At 70.4% G+C, this 23,554-nt stretch carries 22 protein-coding genes; 8 read left to right on the forward strand and 14 right to left on the reverse strand.

Features of this window, described 5'->3' with window-relative positions; all coding sequences use genetic code 11:
* The 3 genes from G406_RS52140 to G406_RS54910 form a co-directional block, all read right to left on the reverse strand.
* Positions 1–1,103: DUF222 domain-containing protein (locus G406_RS52140; RefSeq protein WP_156935337.1), on the reverse strand; the 1,103-nt coding region annotated here is incomplete at its 3' end.
* A gap of 321 nt (positions 1,104–1,424) precedes the next feature.
* Positions 1,425–2,078, reverse strand: coding sequence for a phosphate signaling complex protein PhoU (gene phoU, locus G406_RS0136725; RefSeq protein WP_028937704.1), 654 nt, complete (start codon positions 2,076–2,078; stop codon positions 1,425–1,427).
* 20 nt (positions 2,079–2,098) lie between these two features.
* On the reverse strand, positions 2,099–2,848 hold the full coding sequence (locus G406_RS54910; protein ID WP_051343162.1) for a hypothetical protein: 750 nt from the start codon (positions 2,846–2,848) through the stop codon (positions 2,099–2,101).
* A 431-nt stretch (positions 2,849–3,279) separates the two neighbouring features.
* Between G406_RS54910 and G406_RS54915 the strand changes: the two genes are divergently transcribed.
* Positions 3,280–4,722: a DUF3710 domain-containing protein gene (locus tag G406_RS54915; protein WP_051343163.1), complete on the forward strand. Its 1,443-nt coding sequence runs from the start codon at positions 3,280–3,282 to the stop codon at positions 4,720–4,722.
* 1 nt (position 4,723) lies between these two features.
* Here G406_RS54915 and G406_RS52155 read toward each other — a convergent pair whose 3' ends face one another.
* From G406_RS52155 to G406_RS56325, 6 genes are all read right to left on the reverse strand, one after another.
* Positions 4,724–6,322: an APC family permease gene (locus G406_RS52155; RefSeq protein ID WP_037080325.1), complete on the reverse strand. Its 1,599-nt coding sequence runs from the start codon at positions 6,320–6,322 to the stop codon at positions 4,724–4,726.
* 131 nt (positions 6,323–6,453) lie between these two features.
* The gene (locus tag G406_RS0136745) at positions 6,454–8,034 is read right to left on the reverse strand and encodes an amidohydrolase (protein ID WP_028937705.1); all 1,581 of its coding nucleotides are present in this window, start codon (positions 8,032–8,034) and stop codon (positions 6,454–6,456) included.
* Between the two features lie 3 nt (positions 8,035–8,037).
* Entirely contained in the window at positions 8,038–9,060 is a 1,023-nt protein-coding gene (locus G406_RS0136750; protein ID WP_028937706.1) for an agmatine deiminase family protein, read from the reverse strand.
* On the reverse strand, positions 9,057–10,025 hold the full coding sequence (locus G406_RS0136755; protein WP_028937707.1) for a nitrilase-related carbon-nitrogen hydrolase: 969 nt from the start codon (positions 10,023–10,025) through the stop codon (positions 9,057–9,059). The genes G406_RS0136750 and G406_RS0136755 overlap by 4 nt, the downstream gene beginning before the upstream one ends.
* Positions 10,022–11,470, reverse strand: a complete 1,449-nt coding sequence (locus tag G406_RS0136760; RefSeq protein WP_028937708.1) for a purine-cytosine permease family protein — start codon at positions 11,468–11,470, stop codon at positions 10,022–10,024. The genes G406_RS0136755 and G406_RS0136760 overlap by 4 nt, the downstream gene beginning before the upstream one ends.
* A gap of 76 nt (positions 11,471–11,546) precedes the next feature.
* On the reverse strand, positions 11,547–12,470 hold the full coding sequence (locus tag G406_RS56325; protein ID WP_169736860.1) for a TetR family transcriptional regulator C-terminal domain-containing protein: 924 nt from the start codon (positions 12,468–12,470) through the stop codon (positions 11,547–11,549).
* 55 nt (positions 12,471–12,525) lie between these two features.
* Here G406_RS56325 and G406_RS52160 point away from each other — a divergent pair, with 55 nt between their 5' ends.
* From G406_RS52160 to G406_RS0136780, 3 genes are all read left to right on the forward strand, one after another.
* Positions 12,526–13,182: a lysoplasmalogenase family protein gene (locus tag G406_RS52160; RefSeq protein WP_051343164.1), complete on the forward strand. Its 657-nt coding sequence runs from the start codon at positions 12,526–12,528 to the stop codon at positions 13,180–13,182.
* 3 nt (positions 13,183–13,185) lie between these two features.
* Positions 13,186–13,848, forward strand: a complete 663-nt coding sequence (locus G406_RS0136775) for an adenine nucleotide alpha hydrolase (protein WP_245607340.1) — start codon at positions 13,186–13,188, stop codon at positions 13,846–13,848.
* Positions 13,849–13,927: 79 nt separating this feature from the next.
* Positions 13,928–15,235: an NAD(P)/FAD-dependent oxidoreductase gene (locus tag G406_RS0136780; protein ID WP_028937711.1), complete on the forward strand. Its 1,308-nt coding sequence runs from the start codon at positions 13,928–13,930 to the stop codon at positions 15,233–15,235.
* Positions 15,236–15,382: 147 nt separating this feature from the next.
* On the opposite strand, the gene G406_RS0136785 is transcribed toward G406_RS0136780, so the two are convergent.
* From G406_RS0136785 to G406_RS0136795, 3 genes are all read right to left on the reverse strand, one after another.
* On the reverse strand, positions 15,383–16,246 hold the full coding sequence (locus G406_RS0136785; protein WP_084216640.1) for an ABC transporter permease: 864 nt from the start codon (positions 16,244–16,246) through the stop codon (positions 15,383–15,385).
* Positions 16,247–16,259: 13 nt separating this feature from the next.
* Entirely contained in the window at positions 16,260–17,105 is an 846-nt protein-coding gene (locus G406_RS0136790) for an MlaE family ABC transporter permease (RefSeq protein WP_245607341.1), read from the reverse strand.
* Positions 17,106–17,289: 184 nt separating this feature from the next.
* Positions 17,290–17,997 carry a TetR/AcrR family transcriptional regulator gene (locus G406_RS0136795; RefSeq protein ID WP_028937714.1) on the reverse strand — a complete coding sequence of 236 codons (708 nt, stop codon included), beginning with the start codon at positions 17,995–17,997 and terminating at the stop codon, positions 17,290–17,292.
* A 53-nt stretch (positions 17,998–18,050) separates the two neighbouring features.
* Here G406_RS0136795 and G406_RS52165 point away from each other — a divergent pair, with 53 nt between their 5' ends.
* Positions 18,051–19,574, forward strand: a complete 1,524-nt coding sequence (locus G406_RS52165; protein WP_037080595.1) for an FAD-dependent monooxygenase — start codon at positions 18,051–18,053, stop codon at positions 19,572–19,574.
* Between the two features lie 49 nt (positions 19,575–19,623).
* Here G406_RS52165 and G406_RS52170 read toward each other — a convergent pair whose 3' ends face one another.
* Positions 19,624–20,256 (reverse strand): TetR/AcrR family transcriptional regulator, encoded by a 633-nt coding sequence (locus G406_RS52170; protein WP_211241372.1) that lies wholly within the window; start codon positions 20,254–20,256, stop codon positions 19,624–19,626.
* Between the two features lie 30 nt (positions 20,257–20,286).
* On the opposite strand from G406_RS52170, the gene G406_RS0136810 reads away from it, so the two are divergent.
* From G406_RS0136810 to G406_RS0136820, 3 genes are read left to right on the forward strand one after another with little or no spacing between them, the layout of a single operon-like run.
* Positions 20,287–21,324 (forward strand): zinc-binding dehydrogenase, encoded by a 1,038-nt coding sequence (locus tag G406_RS0136810; protein ID WP_211241373.1) that lies wholly within the window; start codon positions 20,287–20,289, stop codon positions 21,322–21,324.
* Between the two features lie 27 nt (positions 21,325–21,351).
* Entirely contained in the window at positions 21,352–21,954 is a 603-nt protein-coding gene (locus tag G406_RS0136815; RefSeq protein WP_028937716.1) for an NADPH-dependent F420 reductase, read from the forward strand.
* A 12-nt stretch (positions 21,955–21,966) separates the two neighbouring features.
* A complete protein-coding gene (locus G406_RS0136820; RefSeq protein WP_028937717.1) occupies positions 21,967–23,067 on the forward strand; it encodes an alkene reductase in 1,101 nt (366 codons plus the stop codon).
* 6 nt (positions 23,068–23,073) lie between these two features.
* Here G406_RS0136820 and G406_RS0136825 read toward each other — a convergent pair whose 3' ends face one another.
* Entirely contained in the window at positions 23,074–23,484 is a 411-nt protein-coding gene (locus tag G406_RS0136825) for an ArsI/CadI family heavy metal resistance metalloenzyme (protein ID WP_028937718.1), read from the reverse strand.
* Between the last annotated feature and the right edge of the window lie 70 nt (positions 23,485–23,554).

Raw genomic sequence — 23,554 nt, forward strand, 5'->3', positions numbered from 1 at the left:
TTCTTCACCAGTTCCGCCAACAAGCCGGCGGTGAGCTGCAGCTCGACCGCGCCACCGGCACGCCCTCGGGTGGCGTGGGTCGGGCGGGAGCGCAGGACCCCGGGCACCAGGAGGTAGCCGTGTTCGTCGCAGACGGCGAAGGTCCACGACCCGCCCCGTTGTTGCAGGACGGTGCGGCGGGTGTTGCCGGCGAGGATGGGTCCCCACCCGGGTAGCTCGCCCGGGCGCTCGCTCAGCTCCAACAGCGTGGCGAGTTCGGCGCGGATCTCGATCCCTTGGGGCTTTCCTGCCGGGGCTTCATCGCGGAAGTGGGCGACGATTGCGGCGCGATCTAGACCGTGCAGGGTGCCGTCGAGTAGCCCGCAGAACACATCGGCGCGAATCTGATCCACCCGCGCCGGGTACCCGGCCCGTTTGATCGCCCGGGCCAGGGCGTTGACGCGGGTGCAGGCGGCGGCCATGTCTTCTGGGGCGATGTTCGAGGCGGAGAGAGTGGCGGTGCCGTCCTCGTTCAGATAGCCGACCACGCTGCGGCGCTCGAACGCCTTCTCGTACAGGTCTTGTGCACGGTCGGGGTCGGAGCCGATGACCAGCTTGCGCAGGTAGGCCGCCAGTTTCCCGGTGGTCCACGGCGGGGTCTTGGGCAGCACCGCTTCGCATATTTCGGTGCGCTGGGCCTCGGGCAGGTCGGCGAGGTAGGTGGCGAAGATGCGGGCTTTGGGCAGGTCGATCCATCCCGTGTCGAGAGCATCGAAGACCAGGGGCAGGCGCGAGAGCAGCAGCCAGGAGAAATCCAGCTCCGCATCCGATTTGCGCCGGGTCCAGGACAACGCCACCCGCAACTCATCAGCCACATACCGGCCCGGCTCGGCCACAAAGGCGACCTCACGCGGATCGACCTCAGGGTCACGCCCACCCAACGCGGCAATGTCCGCCGCCAGCTGAGCAGCAACATGCGCCTGCAGGCGATACCGAGCCTTCAACACCTCGACCAGGTCACCGTTGCACACCGAGGACCGATCAACCCGAGCCAGGGCAGCGGCGAGTTCCGGGCCTGGCGCCATCGACGCCAACCCCTCCGGAACCACACCAGCCGCTGCCACAACCCAGACGCTACGGCCGACCCCCGACAAAAACCGGCGCCAGAGACTCGGCCAAAAGGGTGATATATCCAGGCCAGCAAGCCACAACCCGAAGCGAGCCGTGCACACCGCCTACGGCGTGCACGCACACCACCCCATCCCCGCGATCCTGGCCAGCACTTGGCGTGGCCGCCCGCTGTCAACCCTGAAACCTCGCCCCCGAACTACGTGCAACCAGGAACCCGCGCGAGGCCGGCGAAGCCGGGGGTTGAGAGCGGGCGGCCACGCCAAGCACACTCGATGGCCAGCGGGGACGGCCCACCGAGGAAGACCCGAGCAGATCTAGACGACCTGATGCGGAGGCTCACCGGTAACGACGTAGTCCAACTGCCGGGTGACAGCCACAGCCTGATCAGCGAACCGCTCGATGAACCGCGCCACCAACGCGACGTCCACCCCGATCCGCACCGAATACCCCGACTCCGCACGGCTGACGTCAGCGAGCAGTTCGGCCTGCAGCTCGTCGGTCCGGTCGTCGGCACGTTCCTGGCTGGGCGCGCGGACCTTGGCCGGCGCGGTGATCGCTCGCTGGGTCGCCCGGGCGACGGCGACCGCATTGTGCCCCATCGCGGCGAACTTGACGGCGAGCTCCTCCGGCACGACCGGCTCCGGGTGGCGGCGACGGACCACCTCGGCGACGTGCTGCGCGAGGTCACCCATGCGCTTGATCTTCTCGGCGGCGCGAAGCCCGCTGATGACGGTGCGCAGGTCGCGCGCAACCGGGGACTGCAGCGCGAGCAGCGTGCAGGCTCGCTCATCGCACTGCATGGCGAGCCGCTCGATCTCGTCGTCATCGGAGATGACCTGTTCGGCGAGCGACAGGTCGACGTCGAGCAGCGACTGGACGGCGCGCTCCATGGCCGAGCAGGCCAGCCCGCACATCAGGGCCAGTTCGTCCCGCAGCTGATCCAGTTCGCCGTGAAAGTCCTCGCGCATTTCATCGAGGATAGCGGGTACTAGCTGTTGTTGTCGTCATCATCATTGTTGTCATCGCCGTGATGGCCGTGGTGATGCGAGTGGTGCCCGCCGCTGTCGCCGTCGCCGGAGTCATCGGAGTCATCGGAGTCGCCGGAGTCGCCGCTGGAATCGCCCCCGGCATCCTGGTAGGTGCCCATGTTGGCGGCCTGCGCCGGGACGTTGCACTTACCGGCCGCGAAGATCGGACCGGCCATGACCGGCAGGTTGTCCGGCGGGTTCAGCTGCGCGGGCACGGTGCCGGTGAAGCTGTTCTCGCAGTCGTCGGTCGCCTGCTTGGTGCCGCTCTGACCGTCGATCCACATGTCCAGGTGGGTGTCGGTGCCGTCGGGGGCCTTGGCCGCGCCGGAGTCCTCGACGATCACGTAGCGCTGCACCGTGGGCAGGTAGAACTTCGTGCCGGGCTTCCAGTCCATGTCGCCCTTGTGACCGGGGGCCGCGACGGTGATCGGGTCGGCGAACGTGCCCTGGCCGCCCGCTTCCTTGTGCAGTACCGGCTCGCCGACGATCGACGAACCGGGCGGCGTGTTGTCCTGCCAGGAGTAGCCGGTCAGCCAGATGTTCAGCTGCTTCTGCGCCCCCGCCTGCGGCGGCTGCTCGCCGGGGGCCGGGGGCGGTGGTGCCGACTTGGAGCAACCGCAGGCGAGCACCACCACGGCACCGAGCACCGCGGCTGCCTTCGCGGAGCGGGACCGGACCGACCTGCGCTGAATCTGGGCTGAGTGGCTCACGAACTCAGTGTCGGCCGACCAGCTGTGTGCGACCTATGAGGCCCTTGTGAACGCTCTCAGCCTGGACGGCCGGCCGCGACATGCCCCGCGACGCACCGCGCGACACGCCGAAGATCGAAGAAAGTTTGACAGAGTTTCCCGAGAGATCGTGTCACGCCCGTGTTTCGCCGAGCGGATCTCCGTCACCCCCACCGATGTGATCATTTGCGCAGGTCAGAGCACCTAATGTGGCCACTACGGAGCGTCAGATCGATTTAACTGAGTGTACAGAACGTGTGCGGATCAACGATTGAGCCGTCCGAACGGACACAGATGAGTGAGTCACACCCGTAACTCCGTCACTCCCTGCTCGTTTCTCCCAACAGTGATCAATGTGACAGACGTTGACGGTGTGAACCACGAGCTCCGGAAATTTCGACGGTGAGGGTGCAATGATCGAGACTGCGTACCGGGACCAGGAAGTCGTCGTCCCGCCGCTGGCCGGCTACCGAGGCTTCACGCTGGCCGAGCCCCTGGAGACGACCCTGCGTCGCGTCGCCGACCAGGCCGACCCCGCGACCGAGAACAGCGAGAGCGCTATCGATCTCGGTTCGGTCTGGCTCCAGGTGCCCGAGGGTGCCGAGCTGCAGAACGTCGACGAGACCGGGGACCCGTGCTCGATCCAGCTGATCGTGCCGTCCGGCCGGATCAGCATCAGCGTGCTGGTCGCCCCCGAGACCGGGAGCCTGTGGCTGGAGATGGCCGACGAGATCGCCGTCGCCCGCAAGGACGACGGCGCGCTGGTCAGCTCCGAGCAGGGCGCATGGGGCCAGGAGATCATCGCGCGGTCGAACGGCGACCAGTCGCTGTTCATCGGGATGGACGGGCAGGGCTGGATGCTCTACGGCGTCGCCTCCGGCCCCGAGAACCGCGCGACCGAACTCGGCAACACCTTGCGTGACCTGATCAACGACAGTGTCGTGAGCGCCGCGACCAGCTCTGAGCTGCGCAAGCTGCCGGTGCGCACCGCGCTGCCGCTCGGGCAGCCGGATGCCATCGAGGAGCTGGCCGCGCCGGAGACCCCCGATGACGCCGCCGACCTGTTCCGCGACCCGATGGAGCCCCGCAAGCCCATCGAGGACGCTCACGACTGGATGCCCACCCAGTGGTCGCCCCCGAAGCGTGAGGTCACGCCCCGGGTCGCGGACGCGGCGGCGGACGCGCCGACCCAGCCGTCGGTCAACGGGCCCTCGCTCGACGAGCCGGGCTGGTTGACCCAGCCCGAGTGGATCGCCAAGCCGAAGTGGCTGACCGTCGAGCAGGAGGCGCACGCCCCCGCGTTCGGTCCGCACCGGCCGGTGCCCGCCGGCATGTCCGCCGTGATCGCCGGGGTCATCCTGGTGCTGGGCACCGCGAGCATGTTGGTGATCGCCTCCAGCGCCCGCCAGCAGCCGGTCGCCATCGCGGACGTCGCGGGTGAGCCCGCGACCGCGCTCACCATCGCGGGGCTGGACCCGGCCGCGCCGAAGCTGCACATCGCCGAGCACCCGCCGATCATCGATCAGGCGCCGGTCGCGCAGACCCCGTCCCACCACCAGGCCAAGGCCACCCCGGCCGCCACGGGTCAGGCAGCGAGCAAGAACCCGACCCACACCGCGCCCGCCGCCGGCCAGAAGAGCACGCCCGCCGCGTCGAGCGCCACCACCGAGCACAAGCCGGTCGTCGAGTCGCCCCGGGCGCACCGCGAGGACAGCGCGTCCGAGCACCGAGGCCACGCGACTCGGTCCAGCTCCGACGATTCCGACGACAGCGACTTCGACGAGGACTTCGACAACCCGGATGCCGTCGACAAGCTGACCGACACCCTCACCGACACGCTGCTCGGTATCGGCTGAGTCAGGCCGGCCGGTCGGTGGCCATCAGTGGCGACGGGTTCGCCGTGAGGTGCGCCGCTCCGGATCGCACGGCGAGCCGGAACACCACGATGGCCAGAACGGCGACCAGGATCGAGTCGTAGGGCGCCGGGAGGTAGCCGGATCCCTTGAACGTGCCGAGCCAGGACAGCAGGGTCAGCACGATCAGGTAACCGACCAGCCAACCGCCCTTGCGCAGCTCGGCGAGCAGCGGGAAGTCGCGGTCGGCGTACCAGGTCCGCAGGAACAGCGGGACGCCGAACAGCAGCAGCGGCAATGCGAAGCGCAGCTCGTCCCAGCCGGACCAGTACACGCACTCGGTGGCGGCGACGAAGCTGAGCGGCGCGATCCACGGCAGCCCGGGCACCCAGCCGGACAACCGCTCCGGTTCGACCCTGGCGAACACGGCGGCGGCCACGGCGGCCGACGAGTACAGCATCAGGTACATCGTGCCCATGACGCTGACGATGTCCTGCCAGCCGCCGAACGGCAGCAGCAGCACGACCAGGATCGCCAGGTTCAGTGCGAGCGCCCGCCGGGGGATGCCGGAACCGTCGTGCACCCGCATGAAGTAGGTGGGCAGCAGCCGGTTCTTCGCCAGCGCGTAGGTGTGGCGCGCGTTCATCGCGATGCCCACGAAGCCCGAACCACCCGGTGAGACCATCGCGTCCGCGTACAGCAGAACCGACAGCCACCACAGGTTCAGGATCAGCGCGAGCTGCCCGAACGGTGAGTCGAACTGCACGCCTGCCCAGCCGCCCGCCAGCTGGCTGTCCGGGACGGTGAACAGGAACGCCGCCTGCAGCCCGATGTAGGTCAGCACCGCTAGGCCGATGCTCAGCAGGACCGACAGCGGCACCGTGCGTCGCGGGTTGATCGCCTCGCCGGAGAAGTCGACCGGCGCCTGGTAGCCGCTGACCGCGTAGATGATCCCGCCGCCGGACAGCGCGGCCAGCACCGCCGCGTAGCCGTAGGGCGCGAACCCGCCGTGGTCGGTGAGCCGACCGGCGTGGGAACCGGACGCCAGCAGCGCGACGACGGTGAGCAGCGGCACCCCGATCTTGAAGATCGTGATCAGGTTGTTGACCCGCCCGAACAGCTGCACCCCGTACCAGTTGAGCGTGGTCAGCAGGACGCCGAGCACGACCCCGCACAGCACGCCGTACCAGCTCAGAAGCTTGCCGTGCAGCAGCCACGGCAGATAGTGCGCCGCGTACTGCAGGATCGCCATGATCTCCGCGGTGTTCGAGCCGACCGCCAGCAGCGTCGACCAGCCGACGATCGAACCGACGAGACGGCCGTTGGCGTAGAGCGGCCAACGTACCGTGCCGCCGCCCTCCGGTCTGGACGCGCCCAGCTCCACCAGGACCATGGCGATGAGCGCGCACAGCAGGCCGGCGCCGACCCAGGCCAGCAGCGCGGCCGGTCCGGCGATCTGCCCCGCGTACATCGCGGAGAACAACCAGCCGGATCCGACGATGTTGGAGAACCCGATGGCGGTCAGGCTGACGACGCCGAGGTTGCGGCGCAGTCTCCCTTCCTCTGCCCTGACCGTCTCGTCGTGTGATCGCTCCAGGCTCATACCGTATGCAACCACCGCCACTCGACCGCCGCCGCGCAAAAGGATCACTCGTTTGCGGGCCTCGGACCCCGTGAGTGGCGAGTGGTCCTCTGAGACCACTTGCCACTCACGGGTCGTGGGCTGGGCGTTCGTCAGCCGCGGGGCGTGCGGCCACCTACGACCGTGCTGGTCACGGTGGTGCGCAGGAGGGTGTTCGGGTCGGCGAACGGGTCGCGGTCCAGCACCACGAAGTCCGCGAGCAGCCCGGCGCGCAGCCGGCCCTGGTGCGCCTCGGCGCGGCAGGCCCATGCGGAGTCGGCCGTGCCGTGGATGATCGCCTGCGCGACCGGCAGCGCGAGGTGCGGCTGCAGGGCGGGCAGGTCGGGCGACAGCGCGGATCGGCGGGTGCCTGCGATGAACATGTTCGGCAGCGCGGCGTGCGGCGCGGTCGGCGCGTCGGTGCCGAACGCCAGGCGCGCACCCGCCCGGGTCATCTCCGGCCAGGCGAAACCCCGCTCAGCCCGTGCGTCGCCGAGCATCGCCGCCCAGTTGGGCCGGATCGCCGGATCGGCGTGGACCGGTTGCATCGAGGCGGTGACCCCCAGCTCGGCGAGCCGGGGCACGTCGGCTTCGTCGACGTACTCGAGGTGCTCGATGCGATGACGCCTGGGTTTCGGGCCGTTGACCCCGGCGGCGTATTCGAGAGCGTCGAGCGCGATGCGGACCGCCTGGTCACCGATCGCGTGCAGCGCGACCTGCAGCCCGGCGGCGTCGGCGGCGGCCACCGCGGGCGCGAGCGCGTCGAGGTCCCAGATCGGGTCGGCGTTCGAACCGTCGGCGTACGGCGCGGTCATGCTCGCGGTGCAGCCGTCGATGACCCCGTCCACGATGAACTTGACCCCGGTGACCCGCAGCCACGGCGAGCGGTGCTCGGCCGCGAGCTCGGCCGCCCTACGGACCTGCGCGAGTGCGTCGCCGCCGCGTTGGATCAGCCAGTGCGCCGCGACCCGCAGGCCGAGGTCACCGGCCCGCACCATCGCCGCCAGTCCGGCTTCGTCGAGTGCCATGTCGACCGCACCGGTGACACCGGCCGTGAGGAAGGCGTCGACGGCGGCGGCGAGAGCGCGGTCGGCGTCGGTATCGCTCCGGACGGAGTCCAGGAACGGCCACACGATCTCCAGCGCGGCGGTCTCGATCAGGTGCCCGGTCGGTTCGCCGGTCAGCGGGTCCCGCGCGATCCGGCCACCGACCGGGTCGGGGGTGGCCGAGGTGATGCCCAGCTCGGCCAGCGCGGCGGTGTTGACCCAGGCGGAGTGGTAGTCGTTCGCATCGAGGTAGACCGGCCGGTCGGGGGCGACGTCGTCGAGCATGTGCCGGGACGGTGTCCCGTCCGGAACCGCGTCGTACAGCCAGCCCCGGCCGAGCACGCGGGGCGCGTCGGGGTTCTCCTTCGCCCAGGCGCGCAGCCTGCGCTGAATCTCACCGAGGTCGCCTGCGTCGGTCAGATGGGCACGCAGCTGCGCTTCACCCGTCATCAGCAGGTGCGCATGGCCGTCGACGAACCCGGGCAGCACGGTCGCGCCGCCGAGGTCGACCTCGGCGGCGGCCGGGGCGTACTCCCGCGCGCCCGCCGTCGAGCCGACGTACCCGATGCGGTCGCCCTCGACGACGAGAGCCTGCGCCCACGGCTGCCCGTCGTCGCAGGTGAACAGCCGTCCGTTGACGTAGCGCACTGCTCACCTCGCCCGGGGTTGCTGCTGGGTGATGCAGTGGATACCGCCGCCCTGGGCGAAGATCGGGCGCGCGTCGACCGTCACGACCTCGCGGCCCGGATACACCTCGGCCAGGACCTCGGCCGCCTCGGCGTCCACCGGATCGTCGAAGGAACAGGCGATCACGCCCCCGTTGACGACCAGGTGGTTGACGTAACTGTAGTCGACCCAGCCCTCCTCGTCGCGCAGCACGCTCGGCGCGGGCAGGTCGACGAGAGTCCAGGGCTTGCCCGCACTGTCCCGGGACGCCGCGAGCGTGTCCCGGACACGACCGCAGATCTCGTGGTCCGGGTGCGCCGGGTCGCGCTGGGTGTGCACGAGCAGCGTCCCCGGTGCGGGAATCGCCGCGACGATGTCCACGTGGCCGCGGGTGCCGAAGCGCTCGGCGTCCCTGGCCAGGCCCCGGGGCAGCCAGATCGGGTTGGTCGCGCCGATCGTGCGTGCCAGCTCGGCCTCGACCTGTGCCTTCGACAGCCCGGGGTTGCGGTACGGGTCGAGCTGCACGGTCTCGGTCAGCAGGACCGTGCCGAGCCCGTCGACCTGGATTCCGCCACCCTCGTTGACCAGGTCGGACGCCACCAGCTCGGCGTCGGCCAGCTTCGTGACCGACGCCCCGACGAGCGCGTCGAGATCCCAGCGGGCCCAGTCCTGCTGCCCCCAGCCGTTGAACCGCCAGTCGACCGCGCCGAGCCCGCCGTCCTCGCCGACGACGAAGCTCGGGCCGATGTCGCGCATCCACGCGTCGTCCAGCGGATGCTCGACCAGCTCGACGGCGGTGCCGACCCAGCGGCGCGCCACCGCCAGGTCAGCCGGGTCGGCGAGCATGGTGACCGGCTCGAACTCCGCGACGGCGAGCGCCACCGCGCTCCACGCCCGGTACGCCTCCTCGGCCTCGGCGGCCGTCTCCCCGAGTGTGTAGCCCGAGGTGGGGAACGCCATCCACACGCGGTCCTGCAGCTCGGTCTCGGCGGGCATGCGCCAGGTCATGACGGCTGCCGTCCGTACGGACGCTCGACGTCCACCGGCTCGGTCAGCGAACCGTAGGTGTCCGGGCGCCGGGTGGTGAGGAACGGGAACAGGTCGAGCCAGTCCTTGCGTGCGTCCAGGTCCAGGTCGGCAACCAGCACCGCCTCCTCGTCGCGCGGGGCGGCTACCAGGACCCGGCCGTACGGGTCGGAGATGAACGACGAACCGTAGAACGTCAGGTCGCCCTCGTCGCCCGTGCGGTTGGGCACGACCATGAAGGTCCCCGAGGTGATCCCGTTGGCGACGATCACCTGCTGCCACAGCGGCTGCGTGTCGAACGCGGGGAAGGTGGGCTCGGAACCGATCGCGGTCGGGTAGACGAGCACCTCGGCGCCCGCGAGCGAGTAGCTGCGCGCGACCTCGGGGAACCACTCGTCCCAGCAGGTCGGCAGGCCGATCGCGGTGCCGTCGAGCGCCGAGGGGCGGTAGACCGGGTACGGGTCGGCGGCGTCCCCGGGACGGAAGTAGGTGTCCTCGTGGTAGCCGGGGCTGACCGGGATGTGCAGCTTCCTGGTCCGTCCGATCAGCTCACCGTCCGCGCCGACGAGGATCGCCGTATTGAGCCCGAGGCCGTCGCCCGCGTCGGCCCGTTCGTAGAGCGAGACATGCACGAGGACCCCGTGCTGCTTGGCCGCGCGGGCGGCGAACGCGTACGTCCGTCCGGAGTGCAGATCCTCCGCGCCGCGCCACGCCTCGGAGCCGCCCCGTACCGACGCCGGGTAGCGCGACAGGGTCAGCTCGGGCAGGAACACCGCGGCCGCGCCCTCGCGCGCCGCGGCGCCGACGGCCTCGGTCAGCCGTTCTTCGAGAGCATCGACGTCGGCGTCCCAGCGGTGCTGGACGAGCCCGACCCGCAACGGCGCCCTCCGCGACCGCGAGCCGCGCGCGAGCGACTCGGGCGGGTTCAGGTTGGTGATGGTCCTCATGTGCGTACTCCTTGCCCGATGACAGTGTGTTCCGGCCACAGCCGGATGGCGACGAGATAGCCGACGGCGGCGATGATCAGCGAGCCGGACACCGACAGGTCGATCCCGCCGGCGAGCCCGGCGAGGGGTCCCCGATAGAGCGTGCTGTCCACCGCGAGCAGCCCGAAGCCGGAGCCGAGGAAGAACGGGACGATCGCGCGCAGGTTCCAGCCGCCGGTGAACCAGTACCGGCCACCCCGCCGCCGCTCGTTGAAGACCTGCAGGTCAGCAGGGTCGTAGCCGTGGTGACGGGTACGCAGGAACCCGATCAGCACGATGACCACCCAGGGCCCGGTGAACGCGTTGAGCACCACCGTCATCGCGGTGATCGAGTCGACCGCGGCGGTGGCGACGGCGCCCAGATACACGAGCGCGAGCGCGGCGACCGAGGTGATCAGGGTGGTGTGCACGCGGCGCAGCCGGGGGATGAAGGCGGTGAGGTCGAGCCCGCTGGAGTACACGTTCATCACGCCCTGCCCCAGTCCCCCGGCCAGCGCGATCACCAGGATCGGCAGCACGTACCAGGTGGGCGCGACCGTCACCAGGTTCTCCACGTAGGAGCCGGTGAGGCCGCCGAACGCGGTCGCGGTGAACGACCCGAACACCGAGGTCGACGACAGTCCGAGGAACAGCCCTCCGCCGCAGGCGAGCAGGGTCCGCCGGTCGCCGTGGCGGCGGCTGACCCGCCTGCAGTAGTCCCCCATCGCCACGGCGTAGGACAGCGGGCCGCCGATGCCCATGACGACGGCGAACACCCAGGTCGACCAGAACCCGCCCAGCAGGTAGTGGCCGGTGCCTTCCGGGACCGCCCGGAATCCGGATGCGAACGCGAACACGCCGAGCAGCAGGATCGCGCCGACGACGGGCAGGACAAAACGCTGCATCGCCACGACCGTCCCGTGCCCGTACAGCGCCACGACGACGATCTCGATGACGATGAGGCCGTACGCGACGGCCCGCACGCCCTCACCCGAGGACAGCCCGAGCAGCCGATGACCGACAGCGACCAGCGCGTCCCCGGAGATCCAGACCGCGACGGCGGCGTAGGCGAGCGCGAACATGAGCGACAGGCTCGACCCGACGAGCCGCCCGGTGACACCGAAGTGCGCACCGCTCGACACCGGGGTGCTGGTACCGGTTCGCGGCCCGATGAGCCCGAGCGGCGCCACCAGCAGCACGCCGATCGTGATGCCGACCAGGCTGGAGCTGACCGCGTCGACGAAGCTCAGCCCGTAGGTGACCGGCAGCCAGCCGAACAGGATGACACCGAACGCGAGGTTCGCGCTGAAGAAGACGGTGAACAGGTTGCGCGGGCCCGACTCGCGCTCGCCGTCCGGGATGAACTCGACTCCGGCCTGCTCCACCGTGCCGAACCGGTCAGGGGTGCTGTGAGGTCGCTCGAGCATGGCCTACCTCGGTCTCTCCCGGCGTTGGGACCTCAGGAGTGTAGGCACTAACTAAAATTTCAGTCAATACTCCGTTTCAGTCCAGCTCGACGGACACGGTCGCGGCGATGTGGCGGTGCGCCTCCTCGGTGGTCATGAGCCCGGCCAGCCACCGGTTACTGAGTCCCTCGACCATCGCGGTCAGCCTGGTCGCCACATCCCGGGGGTCGACCTCGCGGGCGAGGCTGCCGTCGGCCCGCCCCTGCGCGATGAGTTCGGCGAGCTGACCCACCCAGTGCTCGGTCGCGTCGCGGCTGGTGGGGCGCAGTTTCTCGTCGAAGACGGCGGCCCCTCGAATCTCGCCCCAGACCGCCGAGTTCTCCCTCGTCCGGCCCTCGTCGCTGAACTCGTTGACCATCCGGCGCATCAGCCGCTGCCTGCCGGTGCCGCCGGCCGGCGACTCCGACCGGGTGGCCAGCCGCTCGTTGATGTCCATCATCGCGTGGGTGACCAGCCCGGATCGGTCACCGAAGTGGTGGTAGATCAGTGCCGTGGAGACCCCGGCCTCCTCGGCTACCGCCTCGATGCGCAGCCCGCGCACCCCGTACCGGGCGATCACCCGGCACGCGGCGGCGAGAATCTGACCCCGGCGCGTGGTCAGGCCCGCCTCCGGCTCGGGCTCGTCCTGGTCGCCAGGCGCGACCACCGCCGCCGGCTGAACACCGGAGGCCTCCAACGCGGCGATCGCCAGCCCGAGCGCGGCGCCCGCCTGCCGGAGCGTGCCGAGGACATCGACGTCCTCGACCGGATCGACCCTGGTCACGAAGGCACCGACGCCACGCCTGGTGGCCAGCATGCCCTCCTTGACCAGTACCTGCTGAGCCGCCCGGACGGTGTTGAGCGCCGAGTCGCCGTACTCGGCCTGAAGCGCACTGATGCCGGGAAGCCTCGCGCCGACGGGGAACTCGCCCGCGCGGATCCGTGCCCGGAGCGAGTCCGCGATCTCCCGGTATCCGATCACCCGAACAGCATAACAGTACTTATCGCGATAAGTCAGGCCGAGTACGCTGAGACCGATGACGTCACGGCGCACGGAGCTTCTCCTCACCGGAGCACTGACCGCGGCGGCGGTCATCGCGGGCGCCACCCATCGTCACGACCGGCAGCGGTTCAGCAAGCCGATCATCGTGCCGTCGCTGCTGGCCGGTGCGCTGGCTCGGTCTCGACGCCGCCGGAGCGCTCTGGTTGTCGCGGGCGCCGGCGCCACGGTCGGCGACTGGTTCATGTTGCGCTACGACGAGCGCTGCCTGGTCGCCGGGCAGACCGACGCCCACCGGTTCCTGCGGCTGGGCGCGGCGGGCTTCACGGTCCAGCAGATCGGCTACTCCGCGCTGCTCGCCGGAGCCGGGGCACGGGTGCGGCCCCGCGTCGCCGTCCCGGTGCTCGCCGTACTGCTGGGCCTCGCGGCGGTCGACTCGGCAGGCCAGGACGGACCGGACCCCGTGCTCGTCGGCTACGGGCTGACGCTCGCCGCGATGGTGTCGCTCGGCATCGACGCGGGCGGCCCGGCCAGGGCGGGCGCGGCCCTGTTCTTCGCCTCGGACAGCGCGATCATGCTCAGCGGACGACTGTCGCCGGGTTCGGCGGGACGCCGCGCCGGTGAGGCGTTCGTGCTGCTCACCTACGCCGCCGCGCAGGCGCTGCTCCTCGGCGCGCTCGCGGGGACGGAGTGACGCGTGGAGCAGGCCTGGTTGAGCTGGTCGAGCGGCAAGGACAGCGCGCTGGCGCTGCACGAGCTGCGCGCCTCGGGTGACCGCGAGGTGACCGGTCTGGTCACGACGCTCGACGTCGAGGCGGACCGCGTCGCCATGCACGGGGTGCGCCGCGCGCTGGTGGAGGCGCAGGCCGACGCGCTCGGGCTGCCGCTGCATCTGGTCGAGCTGCCGTGGCCGTGCCCGAACGAGGTCTACGAACAACGCATGTCCCCGGCGCTCGCGGCGGCCAAGGACTCCGGCGCGCGACTGCTGGCGTTCGGGGACCTGTACCTCGCGGACATCCGTGCCTACCGTGAGCAGTCGCTGGCCGGCACCGGTCTGACCGCGGTCTTCCCGCTGTGGGAACGGCCGACCACCGAGCTGGCCGGCCAGGTGCTGCGCAGTGGCATCCGGGCGGTCATCACCTGCGTCGATCCGAGGCAGGCGCCGCGCGAGCTGGCCGGGCGCTGGTACGACCGGACGCTGGTGGACGGCCTCCCGCCGGGTGTCGATCCGTGTGGCGAGAACGGGGAGTTCCACACGTTCGTCGTCGACGGCCCGGACTTCGCTCACCCGCTGGACGTCCGGGTCGGCGACATCACCGACCGCGACGGCTTCGTGTACGCGGACGTCCTCCCGGCGTGAGCGTGCCCTCCCATCGGGAGGGAAATACCGCCCCCATGGCAGGCGCGACCGAGGTCAGGGCCTCGTAGGTTGTTCTGTCATGAACACGGCTCCCGGGGACGTCGACGTCGTGGTGGTGGGCGCGGGAATCGCGGGCCTGAGCGCCGCGCGGCGGCTGGCCGCGCGGGGTCTGTCCACGCTGATACTCGAACGCGACGCGCACGTCGGCGGGCGGATCCAGACCGAGCGACGACCGGGCGTGTACCTCGAACACGGCGGCATCTTCCACACGCACGGCTATCGCGCGATGCTCGGGCTGCTCGACGAGGTCGGGCTCGCCGACGACGTGGTCGCCACGGAGACCGGGTTCGGCTGCGCGGTCCGCCACCACGGCGGCTGGGAACACGTCGACTACGGCTCGCTGACCGGGCCGCTCCGGTTCGGGGCGCTGACCTGGAAAGACCGCCTGTCGATCCTGCGTGCCGCGGCGCCCGCACTGCTCACCCGACCAGCCGACCTCGGCGACCTGACCACGCTCGCCCGGCTCGACACCCGCTCGGCCTCGGCGGGGCTGACCCGGCGCGCCGCGACCTACTTCACCGCCGGACCCCACGAGTTCCTCTGGGGCACCCCGACCGACCGGCTCTCGTTCGCCATGCTCGCCATGCAGCTGCACATGTACAAGGGCGAGCTGCGCGAGGTTCGCGGCGGCATCGGCAGGCTGACGGACGCGATCGCGTCGGAGCTGGAGGTCCGCACCGGCACGACGGTCGAGCGGATCGAGGAGACCGCCGAGGGCGTCACGGTCCACCTCGAAGGAGCGGAACCGGTGCGCGCGGGCGCGTGCATCCTCGCCGTCCCGGCCGACGAGGCCGCGCGACTGTGGCCGCACGCACCTGACGCCGTGCGCGCGCACCTCACGTCCATGGGCTACTCCCGCATCGACTACGTCTACCTGCGCACCCAGGGCCGGGTCTGGATGAACGCGGGCGGAAAGCCGGTGGGCATGGAGGTCGTCACCGAACCCGAGGTCAACGGCGGTGTCCTCGGTGGCATCTACTACGCCAACACATGGGCGGAGCGGGGCGGGCTGCTGCTGGTCACCGCGTCCCCGTCGGCGGGAGCGGAGCGGCTCGACGACGCCGAGCTCGCCGACCGGTTGCAGACCGAGGCCGAGAAGCTGCATCCCGAGCTGGTCGGCCAGGTCACCGAGCGGGTCGTGATGCGCCATCATCCGTACACGCCGACCTTCGGACCCGGCTCGATCCGCCGGCTCGCCTCGGCCCGGACACAGCTACCGGCCGGGCGGATCGACCTGGCGGGTGACCACATGACCGCGCCCTGGGTCGAGGGCGCGGTGCGCAGCGGCCAGCTCGCCGCCGAGCGGATCGGCGCCCTGTTCAGCTAGTCGGCAACCAGCGGTGCCCACTTTGCATGCGTTCGTGCTGCGTCGCACATGTCCGAACATGTGCGACGCAGCACGAAGGTGTGCACAGTCGCCGGAGACGCCTCCGGCCGAGAAGGCTGCCCGGCTCGCGCCGGGCAGGGGCCGTGTTCAGTTGGCGATCGGCGCATTCGGCGACAGACCCCAGAACAGCTGGGTCCCGAGCACACCGATGATGTGGATCAACACCATGTTGAGCATCATCGATTTCGCGGTATTTCGCCCCACCCCGACCGAGCCGCCCCGGGCCGTATAGCCGTAGTAGCAGCCGACGAACGTGATGACCGTACCCATCGACATGATCTTGATCATCGAGTAGAGGAAGTCCAACGGGTTCTGGAAGAGCCAGAAGATGTACAGGTAACCACCCGAGGACACGCCGCCGAGGTTCACCACGGTGATCAGGTACTCGGCGGTGTACATGACGCCGAGGCCGACCGTGTAGAGGAACGGCATGGCGATCCACACCGCGAGCACGCGAGTGCCGATCAGGTAGGGCTTGGACTCGACGCCCATGACCTCCAGTGCGTCGACCTCGTCGGAGATCCGCATCGAGCCGATCTCCGCGACCATGCCGCAGCCGACCTTCGCGGCGAAGATGTAGCCCCACATGTACGGGGCCATCTCCCGGATGCCGCACCAGGCGTTGAACACACCCGAGTAGATCGGCGCGCCGATCTGCTTGAGCGTGTACGCCGCCTCCGTGCCGCACTGCAGTCCGATGACGAACTGCATGACCCAGATGATCAGGCCGCTGGACAGGATCAGGACGCCTGCCTGGTGCAGGACCTCGGTGCTGTACTTGCGCACGATCGGCAGGGTGCGGATCACGCTGCCGGAGAAGCGCGCGATCTCACCGACCGAGGCCAGGACGCTCTTGATGCCGTCGATTCCGTTCGACGTGTTGACCGTCTTGGGAGCGGCTGCCTTGTTGTCCGGGCCCGGTGTCTTGGGGCCTTCGTCTGTGACCGTCATGAATTCAGCCCCTCTACCGGTAGACCTGCATGTCGGGGTTCAGGCCCAGCATCAGGGCCGTGAACGCGAAGTTGAACATCCAGATACCGGCGAATGCGACGACCACGGCCTGGTTCACCGCTCGACCCACACCGATCGGACCACCCTCGGCGCGATAGCCCTTGTAGCAGCAGACAACGCCGATAATGACGCCGAACAATGCTGTTTTGACGACGCTGCACCACATGTCCGTCGTGGTCGCGTTGTTCCAGAAATTGCCGAAATAGGCGCTGGGGTTGGCGTCAAGTTCCCAGGACGCCAACAGGCCACCGAACACGCCGAACGACAGCGCCACGACGTCCATCAGACCGGTCATGATCGTCAGCGCGATGACGCGCGGAAGAATGATCGACCGGACCGGGTCGACGCCGAGGACCTCCATGGCGTCGAACTCCTCGCGGATCCGCCGGGCGCCCAGGTCCGCCGCGATCGCGGTACCCATCACGCCGGCCACGACCATGGCGTTGATCCACGGCGCGAACTCGCGCACGCTCGCCATCAGGAAGAACGAGCCCAGCCGCTCAGGCATGCCGAACAGCAGGAAGATGTTGCCACCCTGCAGACCGGGCGCGCCGAACCCGAACGCGGTGGTCGAAATGATCATCGGCAGCCAGCAGAGCTTGAGGATGTCGAACATCTGCTCGCGTACGTCGCCCCAGTAGCCGGTCGGCTTGGTGACCGCGCTGACGACGACCTCGAGGAGAAGCTGGAACATCTCCCCCGCTTGCTGCAGCGGCCGGCTCGCCGCTCCTTGCAGAGAGCGCAATCCCTTACTGATCTTCGGCGTCACGGCTGCCCGCTTTTCGCCGGTCGCCTCCATACTGTGTGCCCGACTCATGTGCGGGACCTCAATTCCATGCGACGATTTACTCTGTCGCTAGAAGATATATCCGCTAAATTCTAGTTTAATTCTGATCACAGCTGTGTCCCCCCGAACGGCCCCGCGGGTTAGGCCCACCGCACAGTTGGGCCACCCTCCCGTTGTGACCCGCCACAGCCGTCGGCTAGAGCCCGTCGGTCATCAGCGCGAGCGTGAACTCGAACCGCTCGTGCCCCTCGCCCGCCGTGAGGTCGGCGGCGTTGCGGGTCGTGTGCGGGAACGTTTCGGCAGGTAGAGCGGCGAATCGACGGAGCAGCTCAGCGCGGTCGTGCACCCACGCGTCGTCGTCACCGGTCGACCTCTGGCGCGCGATCGACACCTCGAGGCAGTACGCCGCCACGTACAGCAGGAGCGCGTCGATCGCCCACGCGGCACTCCGGGGCGTGACCCCGCCGGCCAGCATGATGGCCAGCAGCCCCTCGTTGACCCGCAGGACCTCCAGGTCGGTGGGCGCCATGGCGAGCGCCGCGCGGGAGATCCCGGGGTAGGCCAGATACCGGTCACGCAGCTGGGTACACACGTCGCGAACCTGCTCCCGCCAGGCGGCGGGCTCGGGCTCGGGCAGTACGAGCTCGGCACACAGCCGCCCGATCAGCAGCTCGTCGAGGTCGGCCTTGTTGACCACGTGGGCGTACAGCGACGCGGGTCCGGTGTCGAGCGCGTCGGCCAGCCTGCGCATGGTCAGCGCCTCGTACCCCTGCCCCGCGACGAGACCGAGAGCGACGTCGATGACCTGCGCGGGAGTGATCGGAGTCGTGCGGCGCCGCGGCCTGACATCACTCTCGGAGGTCGACGGCCGGTGGCGCGCCGCGCGCCGCTCTCTCGGATTCACCCCGTCACCTTAGCTTGACACGAACGCTGTTCGTAGATAGAACGGTGTTCGTGATGACTGATGTGGACGTGACCGTGGTCGGCGCCGGACCGGTGGGCCTCGCGCTCGCCGCTGAGCTGGCGCTGGCCGGCGCGACGGTGCAGATCGTCGAGCGACGGACCGAGCCGGACATGTCGGTCAAGGCGATGTCGATCAACGTGCCGACTGCCGAGGCGCTCGACCGGAGGGGGCTGCTGGCCGCGGCCGAACAGGTACAGCGACGGGCGCTGGAGCGGGTGGGGCCGTTCGCGCCCGGATCGGGAGCACGGTTCACCGGGCACTTCGCCGGCATGACCCTCGACGCCGACCTCGTGGACTGGGCCGACCCCGACCTCGCGGCGCACACCTCGGTCGACGGCGCCCGGATGGTGCCGCAGCCCGACCTGGAGGCGCTGCTGGCCGAGCACGTCGCGCGACTGGGCGTGACCGTGCGTCGCGGGGTGGAGGTCACCGCGCTGGAGGACACCGGCGACGACGTGCTCGTCGGCACCACCCAGGGCTCGGTACGCACCGGATGGGTCGTCGGATGCGACGGCGGGCACAGCGCCGTGCGACGGCTGGCCGGCATCGACTTCCCCGGCACCGATCCCGAGCTGACCGGGTACCTGGCGGTCGTCGACATCGCCGACCCGGAGAAGCTCGCGGACGGGTGGTCGTGGTCTCCCCTCGGGACGTACCGCTGTGGCCCCGGCCCGGGCCGGGTGGTCACCGCGGAGTTCGACGGCGGCCCCTCGGACCGCTCCGCGCCGGTCACCCTCGACGCGTTGCAGGCCAGCCTGCGCAGGGTCTCGGGGACCGACGTCACGCTGACCGCGCTGCGCGGGCCCGCGACCCGCTGGTCCGACAACTGCCGCCAGGCGGCGACCTACCGGTCCGGGCGAGTCCTGCTGGGCGGCGACGCCGCGCACGTGCACCCGCCGTTCGGCGGTCAGGGGCTGAACCTCGGGTTCGGCGACGCGATGAACCTCGGCTGGAAGCTCGGCGCCGTCGTCACCGGGCGGGCCGCCGAAGGGCTGCTCGACACCTACGACGCCGAGCGCCGCCCCCTCGGCGCCTGGGTGCTGGACTGGACGAGGGCGCAGATCGGGGTACTGCGCGGTGACGCCAAGTCCGCTGCGCTGCGGGCGGTCGTCGCCGACCTGCTGAGCACCCGGAACGGCACGACGTACGCGGTCAAGCAGATCTCCGGCGTGGCGCAGCGCATCGACCTGCCCGGCAACCATCCCCTGGTCGGCCGCTACGTCCCCGACCTGTGGCTACGCGACGGCTCCCGCCTGGCCGACCACGGCCACGCAGGTGGGTTCCTGCTGCTGGACCGCACCCCCGGCGCCACGTTCACCCATATCGCCTCGCCCTGGGCGGACCGGGTGACCTGTGTGACCGACACCAGCACGGAACCGGCAGGAGTGCTGGTCCGCCCCGACGGCGTCATCGCCTGGGCGACCGACGACACGACCCCGGCCGGCCTGACCGCAGCCCTGACCAGCTGGGCAGGCGCCCCGCCCGCCCAGACCGCCCTCGCGCAGAGGCCCCGCTGAGCCCGGCTTCGCAGAGCTTCATGTCGCGACGCTCTGCGAGGCGACACAGTCAGGCCCGCGCCGCTGTGCGGGTGTACTCGGCCAGGCGGAGGAACTCGTCGGAGAGCGTGGGCTCGACCCGGCGCACGGCGCGGGACAGCACCATCGCGCCGACCAGTTCGCTGAACAGCCGGACGGCCTGATGCCGGGCTTCGGCGGGGTCGAGGTCCTGCCCGTTCCGCGCCGCATCCCGGGTGATCTGGTCGGCGAAACCGGTCAGATAGCCCTCCACGCCCCGCGCGTAGGCGGCCTGGACCTGATCGCTCTGGATACGGACACCGCCCACGAGGGACGCCGAGGGACAGCCGCCGTCGACGGCGTCCCGGTGGGCGGGAGACAGGTAGTCGTCCACGACCCGCGCCAGGGGCTCGCCCTCGGCGTCCTGACAGAGCAGGTCGGCCAGTAGGCCGAGCGAGTCCGCGAACGCCGCGTCACACACCTCCGTCACCAGGGCGTCCTTCGACGCGAAGTGGTTGTAGAACCCGCCGTGGGTGAGCCCGGCGGCCTTCATCAGGTCGGCGATGCCCACCGCGTCGATGCCTCGGCAACGGAACAGGCGGCTCGCGGCGTCCACGATCCGCTGGCGGTTGTGCGCCTTCTCCGTCTGGGTGATGCGTGGCATGTCCCACTCCCGGCTTGCCATCTTTTGATGATGGCTGTAATCATACTATTAATGACGAGCAACATTAATAAGGCTGTGACCGCCATGCGCACCATCGTGTGCGACCGTCAGGGCGACCCGTCGCGGGTCCTGCGCCTGGAGACCACCGATCCGCCCGGCGCCCCGGCACCGGGGCAGGTGGTGATCCGCGTCCTCGCCCGACCGGTCCACCCGGGCGACCTCGCGGGTATCGAGGGCTTCCCCGGCCTGCCCAGTGCCACTTTCGACCCGCCGCGCTCGCCGGGCCTGGAGGGTTACGGCGTCGTCGAGGCCACCGCCGCCGACGGACTCGCACCGGGCACGCGGGTGGCGTTCTTCCCCGTGCCCGGGGCGTGGAGCGAGTACGTCACGGCACCGGCCGACCTGGTGGTCCCGGTCCCCGACGACGTCAGCGACTCGGTGGCCGCGCTGATGCTGGTCAACCCGCTGACCCTGACGATGCTGCTGCGAGCGGTTCGGGACGCGGGCGCGGGCGTTCCCGGTCGCCCGCTGCTGCAGACCGCGGCAGGTTCCTCGATCGGCGCACTGGTCAGCTCCGCCGCGCTGCGCCACGGCTTTCCGGTGATCAACCTGGTCCGGAGCGACGCCGGGGCGGCCGCGCTGCGCGACCGCTTCCCCGCCCTTCCGGCCATCTCGACGTCGTGGGACGGCTGGCGCGAGCAGGTCAGGGCCGCGGCGGGCGGACAGGGACCGCCGACGGTGCTCGACGCGGTGGGCGGCGAGCTGACCGGCGACCTGGTCGCGCTGCTCGCCGACGGCGGCACGTTGATCACCTACGGCCGGCTCGGCGCGGGTACGACGGCGCTGGACTCGTTGGCGCTGACGCCGCGCGGGTTGACCGTGCGGGGCGTGTCGGTGGGCCACTGGCTGGGACGCGAGCCGGCCGAGCGGGCCGAGGACGTCGCGTTCGCCCGCCGCCTCGCCCAGACCGACCCGGAGCTGTTCGCGGTCGCCGGGACCCACGACCTCGCCGACTACCTCGACGCGCTCGCCCACGTCCGCCGTCCGGGCAGGACCGGAACGGTCCTGCTCACCAGCCCCGCATCCTGACCAACTCGGACCTCACGGAGGAAAACCATGAAGATCGGAACCATCGGAGCGGGCACCATCGCGCGCGCCGTCGCCCGGCACGCCGCTCGCCACGGGCACGAGGTCGTGCTCAGCAACAGTCGCGGGCCCGAGACCCTGGGCGACGTCGTCGCCGAGATCGGTCCACCGGCCACCGCCGGAACCCGGCTGGAGGCGGCGCGGGCCGAGGTCGTGCTGCTCGCCGTGCACTGGACCCAGGTCCCGGCCGCGGTGGCCGACCTGCCGGACTGGGACGGGCGCATCGTCATCGACGCGACCAACCAGTTCACCTCGCTGCCGCCCCATCCGGTCATCGCGGACCTCGGTGATCTCACCGGCAGCGAGTACATCGCCTCGCTCCTGCCCGGGGCGCGGGTCGTGAAGGCCTTCAACACCCTGTACGGCAGCTACATCGCCGCCGATCCGCGCCACGAAGCGGGCCGTCAGCTGCTGTTCCTCGCCGGCGACGACGCCGACGCCAGGGCCACCGTCCGGGAACTGGCCGAAGAGTTCGGGTTCGCCTCGATCGACCTCGGTCCGCTGCGCGAGGGCGGCCGCCTGATGCAGCTCGGCGGACCGCTGTCCGGCCTGCACGCGCTGAAACAGGACTGAGGAGCACCGCACATGACCACCGTGCAGCAACCTCTGCTCACCCCCGTCCGGCTCGGCGACCTTGAGCTGCCCAACCGGGTCGTCATGGCTCCGCTGACCCGGGCGCGGGCGGCGAACACCGACCTCGCACCGACCCGGCTCCACCCCGCCTACTACGCGCAGCGCGCCGGTGCGGGACTCATCGTCAGCGAAGGCACCTGGGTGAGTGACCGGGCGATCGGCTACCTGAACGTCCCCGGCATCTACAGCGAGGCGCAGGTAGCGGGCTGGACCGCCGTCACCCGAGCCGTGCACGACGCGGGCGGACGGATCGTCTCCCAGCTCGGCCACGTCGGCTCCGTGTCGCACCCCGACCATCTCGGCGGTCGTCAGCCGGTCGGCCCGTCCGCGGTCAACCCCGGCGAGAAGACGTTCATCCCCACCCTCGGGCTGACCGACACCGGCACCCCCCGGGCGTTCCGCGCGGACGAGATCGCCGCGACCATCGAGGACTACCGGGCGGCGGCCGCGAACGCGCGCCGCGCCGGTTTCGACGGCATCGAGCTGCACGCGCAGGGCAGCCAGCTGGTCGCCCAGTTCCTCAACCCCCGGCTCAACCAGCGGACCGACGCCTACGGCGGCAGCCAGGACCGGCGGGCCCGGTTCCTGTTCGACGTCATCGCGGCGGTCGGCGAGGTGTGGAGCAGCGGGCGGATCGGAGTGAAGCTCTCGCCCTACTGGACCAACGGCAGCGCCTTCACCGCCGACGAGGACACCCTCGCCGACTACGACCGGCTGATCGCCCGGCTCACCTCGGCCGGGCTGGGCTACCTACACATCATGGGGCCCGCCTCCGCGCCGGAGCGGCTGACCTCGTTCGCCCGCTACCGTTCGCTGTACGACGGGACGATCGTCGCCAACGTGGGCTTCACCAGGGACTCCGGCAACGACATCGTCGAGCGGGGTCTCGCCGACGCGGTGTCCTTCGGGGCGCCGTTCATCGCCAACCCCGACCTCGTCGCCCGCTTCGCCGGGGGCCACCCACTGGCCGACGCCGACCGGAACACCCTCTACGGCGGCGGCGCCGAGGGCTACACCGACTACCCCACGAGCCACGCGACACACCTCACGTGAGTGGCCTTATCGCGCGTCCTGACCGAGGGTGTGGATGGTGGTCGCCTCGGGTGCATCCGCCTTGACCGTGTAGACCTCCCAGGGCTCCGCGCCGGGGCCGTGCACCCAGACCTTCTCCTGCAGGGCGTAGCAGCAGGCGGTGTCGTTCTCGACCTGGGTGAACAGGCCCAGCTCGGAGAGCCGGTCGGTCGCGGCGTCCACCTCACCGCTGGTCTCGACCTCGACGCCGAGGTGGTCCAGCACCGTCGGCCGGTCCGGCTCGCCCTCGATCAGGACGAGCTTGAGCGCCGGTTCGGTGACGGAGAAGTTGGCGTAACCGGGGCGGAGCTTCGCGGGTTCGATGCCGAACAGCGACCGGTAGAACGCGATCGAGCCTTCGAGGTCGGACACACGCAAGGCCAGCTGGACACGTGACATGACTGCTTCACTCCCTGTTGTTTCGATGGCTGTCTAGACAGATCTTGCGCGTTGATTCGATAGCTGTCAA

Source organism: Actinospineispora spinosispora DSM 44797, from assembly GCF_000429025.1.
Lineage (GTDB): Bacteria > Actinomycetota > Actinomycetes > Mycobacteriales > Pseudonocardiaceae > Pseudonocardia > Pseudonocardia spinosispora.

What these genes read in the sequence shown, in the direction of transcription:
- G406_RS0136790 (WP_245607341.1), bottom strand. Translation starts at nt 17,105, where the DNA reads ATGGAGGCGACCGGCGAAAAGCGGGCAGCCGTGACGCCGAAGATCAGT.
- G406_RS52170 (WP_211241372.1), bottom strand. Translation starts at nt 20,256, where the DNA reads ATGGCAAGCCGGGAGTGGGACATGCCACGCATCACCCAGACGGAGAAG.
- G406_RS0136780 (WP_028937711.1), top strand. Translation starts at nt 13,928, where the DNA reads ATGAACACGGCTCCCGGGGACGTCGACGTCGTGGTGGTGGGCGCGGGA.
- G406_RS0136810 (WP_211241373.1), top strand. Translation starts at nt 20,287, where the DNA reads ATGACGAGCAACATTAATAAGGCTGTGACCGCCATGCGCACCATCGTG.
- G406_RS52160 (WP_051343164.1), top strand. Translation starts at nt 12,526, where the DNA reads ATGACGTCACGGCGCACGGAGCTTCTCCTCACCGGAGCACTGACCGCG.
- G406_RS0136820 (WP_028937717.1), top strand. Translation starts at nt 21,967, where the DNA reads ATGACCACCGTGCAGCAACCTCTGCTCACCCCCGTCCGGCTCGGCGAC.
- G406_RS52155 (WP_037080325.1), bottom strand. Translation starts at nt 6,322, where the DNA reads ATGAGCCTGGAGCGATCACACGACGAGACGGTCAGGGCAGAGGAAGGG.
- G406_RS0136750 (WP_028937706.1), bottom strand. Translation starts at nt 9,060, where the DNA reads ATGACCTGGCGCATGCCCGCCGAGACCGAGCTGCAGGACCGCGTGTGG.
- G406_RS54915 (WP_051343163.1), top strand. Translation starts at nt 3,280, where the DNA reads ATGATCGAGACTGCGTACCGGGACCAGGAAGTCGTCGTCCCGCCGCTG.
- G406_RS52165 (WP_037080595.1), top strand. Translation starts at nt 18,051, where the DNA reads ATGACTGATGTGGACGTGACCGTGGTCGGCGCCGGACCGGTGGGCCTC.
- G406_RS0136815 (WP_028937716.1), top strand. Translation starts at nt 21,352, where the DNA reads ATGAAGATCGGAACCATCGGAGCGGGCACCATCGCGCGCGCCGTCGCC.
- G406_RS0136825 (WP_028937718.1), bottom strand. Translation starts at nt 23,484, where the DNA reads ATGTCACGTGTCCAGCTGGCCTTGCGTGTGTCCGACCTCGAAGGCTCG.
- phoU (WP_028937704.1), bottom strand. Translation starts at nt 2,078, where the DNA reads ATGCGCGAGGACTTTCACGGCGAACTGGATCAGCTGCGGGACGAACTG.
- G406_RS0136760 (WP_028937708.1), bottom strand. Translation starts at nt 11,470, where the DNA reads ATGCTCGAGCGACCTCACAGCACCCCTGACCGGTTCGGCACGGTGGAG.
- G406_RS0136755 (WP_028937707.1), bottom strand. Translation starts at nt 10,025, where the DNA reads ATGAGGACCATCACCAACCTGAACCCGCCCGAGTCGCTCGCGCGCGGC.
- G406_RS0136785 (WP_084216640.1), bottom strand. Translation starts at nt 16,246, where the DNA reads ATGACGGTCACAGACGAAGGCCCCAAGACACCGGGCCCGGACAACAAG.